The organism is Terrisporobacter othiniensis (assembly GCF_000808015.1).
Classification (GTDB): Bacteria; Bacillota; Clostridia; order Peptostreptococcales; family Peptostreptococcaceae; genus Terrisporobacter; species Terrisporobacter muris.
Genome location: NZ_JWHR01000090.1, coordinates 1 through 9,261, shown reverse-complemented (window position 1 = coordinate 9,261; position 9,261 = coordinate 1). Strand labels below are relative to the sequence as shown.

Annotated in this window: 10 protein-coding genes; 8 read left to right on the top strand and 2 right to left on the bottom strand. The window is 26.1% G+C overall.

The features are described 5' to 3' along the window. The first annotated feature begins 93 nt into the window (after positions 1 to 93). From QX51_RS09820 to QX51_RS09805, 4 genes are all read left to right on the top strand, one after another. Positions 94 to 570: a DUF4352 domain-containing protein gene (locus QX51_RS09820; RefSeq protein ID WP_039679739.1), complete on the top strand. Its 477-nt coding sequence runs from the start codon at positions 94 to 96 to the stop codon at positions 568 to 570. 162 nt (positions 571 to 732) lie between these two features. Further along, entirely contained in the window at positions 733 to 1,641 is a 909-nt protein-coding gene (locus tag QX51_RS09815; protein WP_039679738.1) for a transglycosylase domain-containing protein, read from the top strand. A 129-nt stretch (positions 1,642 to 1,770) separates the two neighbouring features. Continuing rightward, the gene (locus tag QX51_RS09810) at positions 1,771 to 2,187 is read left to right on the top strand and encodes a DUF3785 family protein (protein ID WP_039679737.1); all 417 of its coding nucleotides are present in this window, start codon (positions 1,771 to 1,773) and stop codon (positions 2,185 to 2,187) included. Positions 2,188 to 2,518: 331 nt separating this feature from the next. Then, positions 2,519 to 3,205 carry a YczE/YyaS/YitT family protein gene (locus QX51_RS09805; RefSeq protein ID WP_039679736.1) on the top strand — a complete coding sequence of 229 codons (687 nt, stop codon included), beginning with the start codon at positions 2,519 to 2,521 and terminating at the stop codon, positions 3,203 to 3,205. 54 nt (positions 3,206 to 3,259) lie between these two features. Here the strand turns inward: QX51_RS09805 and QX51_RS09800 are convergent, their stop codons facing one another. After that, the gene (locus QX51_RS09800; protein WP_039679735.1) at positions 3,260 to 3,574 is read right to left on the bottom strand and encodes a DUF1540 domain-containing protein; all 315 of its coding nucleotides are present in this window, start codon (positions 3,572 to 3,574) and stop codon (positions 3,260 to 3,262) included. Positions 3,575 to 3,639: 65 nt separating this feature from the next. Continuing rightward, positions 3,640 to 4,077: a hypothetical protein gene (locus tag QX51_RS09795; RefSeq protein WP_039679734.1), complete on the bottom strand. Its 438-nt coding sequence runs from the start codon at positions 4,075 to 4,077 to the stop codon at positions 3,640 to 3,642. A 161-nt stretch (positions 4,078 to 4,238) separates the two neighbouring features. Between QX51_RS09795 and QX51_RS09790 the strand changes: the two genes are divergently transcribed. From QX51_RS09790 to QX51_RS19505, 4 genes are all read left to right on the top strand, one after another. Continuing rightward, entirely contained in the window at positions 4,239 to 5,213 is a 975-nt protein-coding gene (locus tag QX51_RS09790; protein WP_039679733.1) for an ion channel, read from the top strand. A gap of 105 nt (positions 5,214 to 5,318) precedes the next feature. Continuing rightward, complete coding sequence (locus QX51_RS09785; protein ID WP_039679732.1) at positions 5,319 to 7,010, top strand: M3 family oligoendopeptidase; 1,692 nt, start codon at positions 5,319 to 5,321, stop codon at positions 7,008 to 7,010. A 138-nt stretch (positions 7,011 to 7,148) separates the two neighbouring features. Then, entirely contained in the window at positions 7,149 to 8,342 is a 1,194-nt protein-coding gene (locus tag QX51_RS09780; protein WP_039679731.1) for a pyridoxal phosphate-dependent aminotransferase, read from the top strand. 236 nt (positions 8,343 to 8,578) lie between these two features. Then, positions 8,579 to 9,184, top strand: a complete 606-nt coding sequence (locus QX51_RS19505; protein ID WP_052232984.1) for a hypothetical protein — start codon at positions 8,579 to 8,581, stop codon at positions 9,182 to 9,184. The last annotated feature ends 77 nt before the right edge of the window (positions 9,185 to 9,261 follow it).

Genomic DNA, 9,261 nt, shown 5'->3' with positions numbered 1-9,261 from the left:
ATAATATATTAATGAATTCTAAAATATATATTTAAAAATTCATTAATATATTTCTATTTTTTGGCTAAAATATCTTTAACAAGGAGGAGTATCATGAAAAAAGAGTTTACAATTTGCTTAATTATATTATTTACATTATGCATTTATAATAATACATCTTATTGTTTTAATAAGAATAATGATTTCCAAAATGTACTTCATATAAATAATATTAATGATAAAGATATTGAAATAGAAATTACGGATATGGAAACAATAAATAGTACTATAAGTTTAGATGAAATATATGAAGTGTACTCTATTATTACTATGGATATAACTAATACAGGATTAGATTGTGTAGAGTTGTCCAATATAAATTATTCTATTTATCAAGGCGATAAAAAACTACAAACATTCATACAAACGCAAAATAAATGCTTAGGATTTGTGGGAACTTTAGAAAGTGGAGAACGCAAACAAATAAAGATAGGAGTAGCATTGGAAGAAAAAAATACACCACTTAAACTAGTTTTTGAGAACTTAAGTGATATTAAAAAAGAGAAAACTATAAAAGTACTAAATATTTAATATATTTATTACAAGTAGCTTATAGAATTCTTTTAATATAGATATTTTTCAACATATTTATCATTTATACCTTACATTCGACATGACGTAATATTACAATTTTGTACTTTGATTTATTTTAATTTACAATGTATAATTAATTTAACAAGTAAGGAGGTATATATGAGTTATTATGATAGTAGTGATAATAAGATAAGAAGAAAAAAAATTAGTTCTAGTAATTCAAATAAAATTCATAAACAAGAAAATATAGTTAATCCTGAAAATAAACAAGAAATTAATAGAATTAATAGAAACGAAATAGATGAAGATTTTGAGCTAGAAAAAGAATTGTTTTACAAAAAAAGAGATAAAAAAAGACGACAAGCATATAGTATAATTAAAAAATGCTTAACTATTTTACTAATGTTAACATTTGTAGGAAGTATATTCGCTTCTGTGTTGATAGCAGTATCACTTAAAGGAGCTCCTGATGTTACCAAAGATTTAATTTACAATAGTTATGTATCTCAAAATATAGTGCCAATCAATGAAATACCAGATAATTTAAAATATGCTATTGTTGCAACAGAAGATAAGAGATTTTATAAACATAAGGGAGTTGACTATAAATCTTTAGTTAGATCTGTTGTAAATAATATTTTATCAGAATCAACACAAGGTGGAAGTACTATAGATATGCAAGTATCGAAAAACTTGTTAACCAGCGAAGATAAAACTATGAAACGTAAAATTAGAGATATGTATAATGCTATGCAGATGAATAAGATAATGACAAAAAATGAAATTTTAGGAGCTTACTTAAATAATATATACTTTGGTAAAGCAAGTTATGGTGTGGCTGATGCAGCTAAAACTTATTTTGGTAAGGATGTTAGAGATTTAAATTTAAGTGAATGTGCCATGTTAGCAGGAATTACAAATAATCCTGCTAAATATATGCAACATGATGAGGCCAAAAGAAGACAAAAGGTAGTTCTAAAGCATATGTATGACCAAGGTTATATAACTCATGATGAGTATAGAGAAGCTATTAGTGATCCGACACCTTTTAAATCTGAAATTGAATAAACAAATAATTAAAATGCCAATAAGTAAAACTTGTTGGTATTTTTTAGTATATAGCCTTGATATTTAATTATTTCATATTATAATAAGATTAATGTTATTTTAAGTTTAGAAAATAAAAGAGGTGACCAAATGTTTAAATTTACTTTTGATGAAAAAGAATACATATTAAATGATGAAAATTTTGATGAATTAATCAATGATGATGAAAAGCCAGTTAAAAATATTGATAGGGATATGATTATAGAATTATTAAATAACTCTCCAGAAGAAATAATATTTGATGAAGAGTTTTATATAGAAGCATGTCCAAAGTGTTTAAAAGGCATAAAAGAAAAAGAAAAATTCTTCCCATTTTTAGAATATCATTTTTATATTTATACTAAGGATGGAAAATATGTAATAAGTACTATTGATAAAGATTATAAAGGGAAATCATTTAACAAATTATCTAGAGCAAATCTTGTAGATGATAGTTATATAGTAAGTACCATTATATGTAAACATTGCAATGATTACATAATACAAATAGAGAATTGTGAAGTGTAATAAAACATACATTCTGGACATATCTTATGATATGTCTTTTTTTATTACAAGTACACTGATACTATTATATTTGTTGATAAGTTATGGAATAAAAAATATCAAAGAGTATAGAATTGTAAAAAAAGAGCCTTTTAGAAAGTTGTTACCTAAAGTGGAGCGCCAACGATGTGGCTTAAAATTACATGTCGCCTACACAGTGGGTTGAAGTGGTAAAGAAATGATTCGCAGACATGTCGCTCAAGAGAAGCGAATTTTTATATTTAATTTTTAAATTAAGTTACTAATGTTACATTTATTTGTTATGATTAATTTGAGGAGAGGGGAATATATTATGAATAAAATAATTAGAGTTGTAACCAGATTATTACTAGGATTTATAGTGTATGGTCTAGCTATAGTAGTAATGATACACGCGAATATTGGCCTTAGTCCATGGGATGTACTTCATCAAGGTATTTCTCTAAAAACAGGTTTTACTATGGGTCAAATATCTATAGGAGTAGGAATTATAATTATAATAATTGATGCATTTATGGGAGAAGGAATTGGATTTGCTACATTAGGCAATGTATTACTTATAGGTACTTTTTTAGATGTATTTGAAGGACTTAATATAGTACCTTATGCAAATAATTTATTTACAGGGATTATTATGATGTTAATAGGAATAATTTTAGCTGCTATAGCAACTGTATTATATTTAAAACCAGCGCTTGGTAGTGGTCCTAGGGATGGATTGATGTTAGCTATAAATAAACGATCATCAAAATCTGTAGGCGCAATAAGAACAATTATAGAATTAACAGCATTAACAGTAGGTTGGTTCTTAGGAGGAAGTGTGGGAATTGGAACAATAATAAGTGGATTTGGATTAGGATACGCCATACAAATTGCTTTTAAAATCAGTCATATTGATTCTAAGTCACTAACTCATGAAAGTGTTATTGAAAGTATTAAATCTTTAAAAAATAAAGAAAATATTCAAGTAGAAACTTGTGCGGAAATTGATGAAGAATAAAAAGAGAAGCTAATATTAGCTTCTTTTTTATTTGAAAATTTCTATATTAAATATTTATTTCTCAACAAACATATCGCAGCTGGCATTTCCACTATTTATTTTGATTTTACTAGCTGTACAATACTTATTAACATTATGTGAGCATTTTATTGCGTCACATTTTATATTTTGTATAGTGGTAGGATCTAACTTATTTTCTCCATAAATAGAACTAGTAAATTGCTGATAGTCCTTTTCCTTAAAAGTAGAACAGTAAGTATCATCAATGTCATCAGCAAGACTTCCATCAATACTTATTCTTCCTGCATAACAATAATTGCTATTGTTATGTATACACCTTGTTGCATCACATCTTAAACTAGTATCCAATTTTTTAGACCTCCTTTACAAACTATATTAAAAATAATATATGTAAGTTGTATTATTTTATACAATTACTTTTTATTATTTGGAAGACATTTACTGCATAATACAACTACATCTTCATCAGTCTCGCGCCCTAATTTTTTATTTATATGGTATACATCCACATCATCTATAGAGTTACAGTTGGAGCAAGCATAATTGTGTTTTTTTAAAGTATTTTCTTTAAATAATTGCCAATACAAAGAATTAAGATAATCTTCATACTTAATTCTAAGGCTGGTTTCTAGAAAGTCTAAATATAAATAATCTAAATCACAAGTTGTTAGATTTGTATGTTCTTGATCGAAAAATTTACAACAGTCACTTGGATTTGGTATTTTATTATTAATTATACATTTTATATAGTATCTAAAATTTTCATCAGGTCCTTCCAAACTTAAATGAGAGCAGAAGGTACAACAGTTTCTTGGTAATTTATCCTCTAAAACTTCATTATCCTTTTTCATAGTATCCCTCCAATTTTATCAAGGAGTAAATTTTTATATATAATACATATTAAAAATTTTTTTAGATTATTACAAAATGAAAAATAAAAATATTTAACAATAAAGGATTTTAAAAAATAAAAATCAATATATATATTAAACAATAAAATTAAGGTGATATTATGCAAATTTATAATTTTGATAAAAATAGAAAGATAATAAATATAGAACTAGAAAGAAGATGCATGAAAAGTAATGATAAACTAAATGATCTGAAGATAGGTTATAGAGATGATAATAAGTACAAGATAAGTGAAATATATGGTGAGAATAAAGAGGTCCTTGATATTGATGAAGTAAAAATAATAGTCTTATTTAAAGAAAATTGTGTATTTGAAAGGTGTAACTTTTATAAAACCAATATGAAAAATATAGTATTTGAGAGTGTTAAATTTACAGAAGTTAAGATTTCTTTAAGTAGTATTAGAAATAGTATTTTTAATCAATGTTTTATTGATAGTATAATTTTTTCTGATTGTGATCTAAAATCCATGAAAACTATAAGAACGGATATAAATCTACTAAGTTTTGAAGATGAGTTTATAAGTAAAGTAGATGAAAATACGTTTATAGATTTATTAAAGTTAAATAAAAAAGATAAAAATGAATATGAAAATATATTTAAGGCATACAAAAGTATATCTGCTGTATTTGAGAAAAATAGGTTATTTAATTATGCAGGAGAATATTACTACCTTGCAAAATGTGCAGAAAGAAAATCTTTAAAAGGATTGGAGAAAGTAAAATCAAATATTTTTTATTACTCATGTGGGTATGGTGAAAGGCCAACATTTGCCCTAATATCATCTTTAGAAATTGTATTAATATTTTCAATTATATATATGTTTTCAGGTCTTTGTGTTAATGAAAGGATAATACATTATAATTTAAATATATTATCTTATTTGCCTAGGAAACTAATGTATATGGATTTAATAGATTGCTTTTACTTTAGTTTAGTTACGTTTACAACTGTGGGATATGGAGATATTTTCCCCATAGGCTATAGTGTATTATTTTCATGTGTGGAAATGTTGCTAGGAGTTACAATGGTTGGTGTTTGGACTGCTACTTTAGCTAGAAAGATTACGAGATAAGAAGAATACATTCAATTTTTATTAGAAGAAATATAAGGGAAAAATTTTGTAAAATAACTTTGTATATGATAAATTATATTTATTGTAAAAATTAGGAGGTAATAAATGAAATTTCAAGATTATAAATATGAAAGACCTAATTATGGAGAAATAAAAAAATCATTTTTAGATTTAGTAAATAAAATAAAAACTGCTGATAATTATAAAGATCAACATACATATATAATGGAATTAAATAATACTAGAAAGCACATTGAAACTATGTCTACTTTAGCTTCAATCAGAAATAGTATAAATACGGCAGATGAGTTTTATGAAAAAGAAACGCAGTACTGGGATGAGTATGGGCCTCTTTATACAGAGTTAAATTCAGATTTTTATAAAGTAATTGTTAACTCTAAATTTAAAGAAAATATAATAAATGATTTTAGTGAACAGTTTTATAAAATATGTGAATACTCTTTAAAATCTTTTTCTCCAGAGATAATACCTGACTTACAAGAAGAAAATAAATTAATGTCTAGATATACAAAATTATTAGCCTCAGCAAAGATTAATTTTAACAATGAGGAATTGAATTTATCTGGACTTTATAAATATATGTTATCTCAAGATAGAAAAGAGAGAGAAGAGTCATCTAAAGCTTATTACAACTACTTTGAAATACATGAAGAAGAATTTGACGAAATTTATGATAACTTAGTAAAAGTAAGACATGATATGGCTAAAAAATTAGGCTTCAATAATTTTACTGAACTGGGTTATATAAGAATGGATAGAACGGATTACAATCCAGAAATGGTAGTTAAATTGAGAAAACAAGTACTAGAATATATAGTGCCTCTTTGCAATAAATTATATGAAAAACAAGCTAAAAGATTAAGCTTAGATAAATTAACTTATATTGACGAGAACTTAGAATTTTTAGATGGAAATGCCACTATTAAGGGAGATTCATCTTACATAATAGAAAATGGTATAAAAATGTACAATGAGTTATCAACAGAGACAAAAGAGTTCTTTGATTTTATGCTGGAAAACGACCTTATGGATTTAGAAACTAAACATAATAAATCTGCTGGAGGATATTGTATATATATTCCAGATTACAAAGCACCTTTTATTTTCTCTAACTTTAATGGAACTAGCGAAGATATGGATGTATTAACTCATGAGGCAGGTCATGCATTCCAATTATTTATGTCTAGATATATAGACATGCAAGAAATAAATTTCCCAACTTTAGATAGTTGTGAAATTCACTCTATGAGTATGGAATTTATAACTTATCCTTGGATGGATATTTTTTTTAAAGAGGATACTGATAAATATAAATTTGCACATTTAACTTCAGCTATAAAATTCTTACCTTATGGTGTTGTAGTAGATGAGTTTCAACATATTATATATGATAATCCTTACATGAGTAAAGCTGAAAGAAAAGCAGTATGGAGAGACTTAGAGAAAAAATATCTTCCACATAGGGATTATGATGACAATAAAATACTAGAAAAAGGTTGTTGGTTCTTTAAACAAGGACATATATTTAAAGATCCATTTTATTATATTGACTACGTATTAGCACAAATTTGCGCATTCCAATTCCTTAAGAAGATGGAGGAGAATAAAGAAAATGGATGGGAAGATTATTTGAGAATTTGTAAAGTAGGAGGAACAGAGTCTTTTTTACAAATAGTTAAAACAGGTAATTTAATCTCACCTTTTGATGATAATTGTATTGAATTTATAATAAAAAATTTAGAAATGAATATAGAAAAATTTGAAAAAAATTTATAAAAGAAAGCTAAGAATGTGTAAATGACATATTCTTAGCTTTTTATATTTTGTAAATAATATTTATATCATTATTTACAAAATATTATTCGCTACATATGGAAATTCTAAGTTTGAAGAAGTAAGTTAGGAGGACATTTTATGAATATTTCAAAAAGAATACAATCAGTTCCACCATCAACTATAATGGAATTATTAACTTTTGCTGCAAAAGCAAAAAATCAGGGTAAAAAAGTTTATCATCTAAATATAGGTCAACCAGATATAATAACGCCAGAAGGCTTCTTAAAAGCTATAAGAGAATATAAAGGTGAAGTTTTGGAATATGCATTATCAGAAGGTTTGCCAGAACTTATTGAAGCCATAAGAAAGTATTACACAAATTATAATTTAGACTTTAAAAATGATGAGATTTTGATTACAAATGGTGGTAGTGAAGCTTTATTATTTACCATGCTTACTATTTGCGATGAAGGTGATAATGTATTAGTTCCTGAACCTTTTTACTCAAATTATTTTAACTTCTCAAAATCTGTAGGAGTAAATATTAACCCTATTACGACTTTAGCTGAAAATGGATTCCATTTACCAGGTAAAGAAGAAATAGTATCAAAAATTAATGATAAAACTAAGGCTATACTATTTTCTAATCCAGGTAATCCAACAGGTGTAGTTTATACAAAAGAAGAATTAGAAATGGTAGCAGATATAGCAGTTGAACACAATTTATGGATAATAGCTGATGAAGTTTATAGAGAATTTGTTTATGAAGGTGAGTATGTTAGTATAGGTACTCTCGACAAAGTAAAAGACAGAGTAATAATTGTTGATTCTGTTTCTAAAAGATATAGTGCTTGTGGTGCAAGAATAGGTTCATTAGCTTCTAAAAATAAGCCTTTCATGGAAGGAATACTGAAGCTATGTCAAGCAAGATTATCTGTGCCTACTTTAGAGCAATTGGGAGCTATAGAGCTTTATAAAACAGATAATTCATACTTAAAAGAAGTTAATGAAGAATATAGACAAAGAAGAGATGTACTCTATAATGAACTTATAAAAGTTCCAGGAGTAATTTGTAAAAAACCTAGTGGTGCTTTTTATATAGTTGCAAAATTGCCTGTAAAAGATGCAGATCATTTTACTAAATGGTTATTAAGTGATTTTGATATAAATGGCGAAACTGTAATGCCTTGTCCAGCTGAAGGATTTTATCAAACACCAGGCCTGGGAGTTGACGAAATAAGGCTGGCATATGTATTGAATACTAAAGATTTATCTAAGGCAGCAACAATTTTAAAAGAAGGTTTAGAAACTTACCTTAAATTAAATAAATAAGTTTGTATATAATAAAAAACAGAGTTCAACAAAGGACTCTGTTTTTTTGTAGCATTTCCCACAAAATATTGAAAAATGGTAACATTCTTGTAATTATCTATGTTACTATTTTGTAATCCAAAGTAACAAGGGTGTAACTGTAATTTTTCAAGGGGTAATGATATTATAATAGTATAAATAAAAGAAAAAATAAAAACTAAGAAATCTTAAAATAAATTATGAGGAAGTGTTGAAAAATGAAAAAAGGAATTATAGCTATAACATTATTATTAAGTGGAGCATTATTAATAACTCCGATTACAAATGCAATCTCACAAAAAGATGGACAAGAAAATGTAAAACCAGTAAAAGTTGAGCAAGCGACAAATACTGAAAATACACAAGTTATAAAAGATACTGAAGATAAAACAACACAAAGCGAAAATACTACTAAACCAGTTAAAGTTGAAACTACAGTTGTAGAAAATAAACAACCTTCAAAAGAAGAAATAAAAGTAGATGATAAGAAAGAAGAAAGTAAAAAAGAAGAATCTACTAAACCAGCTGATGAAACAGTTGTAAAAGATGATAAAGATAAAGAAAAAGAAGAAGTTCAAATAGGAATGACAAAATCAGAAGCTGAAGCAGTTTTAAATAAATATATAAAAGACGTTGAAAAATCTGATTTTACTTATACATACCAAGGTGATGAAAATACTTTTGAAGCAATAAAAGAAAAAGGAATAAGAGGATATGTATTTTTACCAAATTTAGAAACTGATATGGCTTACTTAGTAGATAAAGATAATGGATCAATATATTTCTTCCATCCATCAGGATACTTTGAATTACTACAAAAATAAGATAAAGTAAATTAGGAACTTAGTGCTAAATAAAGTGCTAGGTTCTTTTTATATAGAAATAATAAGTACTTATTAAT

Coding starts and splice junctions, on each gene's coding strand:
- QX51_RS09820 (WP_039679739.1), top strand. CDS start 94: ATGAAAAAAGAGTTTACAATTTGCTTAATTATATTATTTACATTATGC.
- QX51_RS09815 (WP_039679738.1), top strand. CDS start 733: ATGAGTTATTATGATAGTAGTGATAATAAGATAAGAAGAAAAAAAATT.
- QX51_RS09810 (WP_039679737.1), top strand. CDS start 1,771: ATGTTTAAATTTACTTTTGATGAAAAAGAATACATATTAAATGATGAA.
- QX51_RS09805 (WP_039679736.1), top strand. CDS start 2,519: ATGAATAAAATAATTAGAGTTGTAACCAGATTATTACTAGGATTTATA.
- QX51_RS09795 (WP_039679734.1), bottom strand. CDS start 4,077: ATGAAAAAGGATAATGAAGTTTTAGAGGATAAATTACCAAGAAACTGT.
- QX51_RS09790 (WP_039679733.1), top strand. CDS start 4,239: ATGCAAATTTATAATTTTGATAAAAATAGAAAGATAATAAATATAGAA.
- QX51_RS09785 (WP_039679732.1), top strand. CDS start 5,319: ATGAAATTTCAAGATTATAAATATGAAAGACCTAATTATGGAGAAATA.
- QX51_RS09780 (WP_039679731.1), top strand. CDS start 7,149: ATGAATATTTCAAAAAGAATACAATCAGTTCCACCATCAACTATAATG.
- QX51_RS19505 (WP_052232984.1), top strand. CDS start 8,579: ATGAAAAAAGGAATTATAGCTATAACATTATTATTAAGTGGAGCATTA.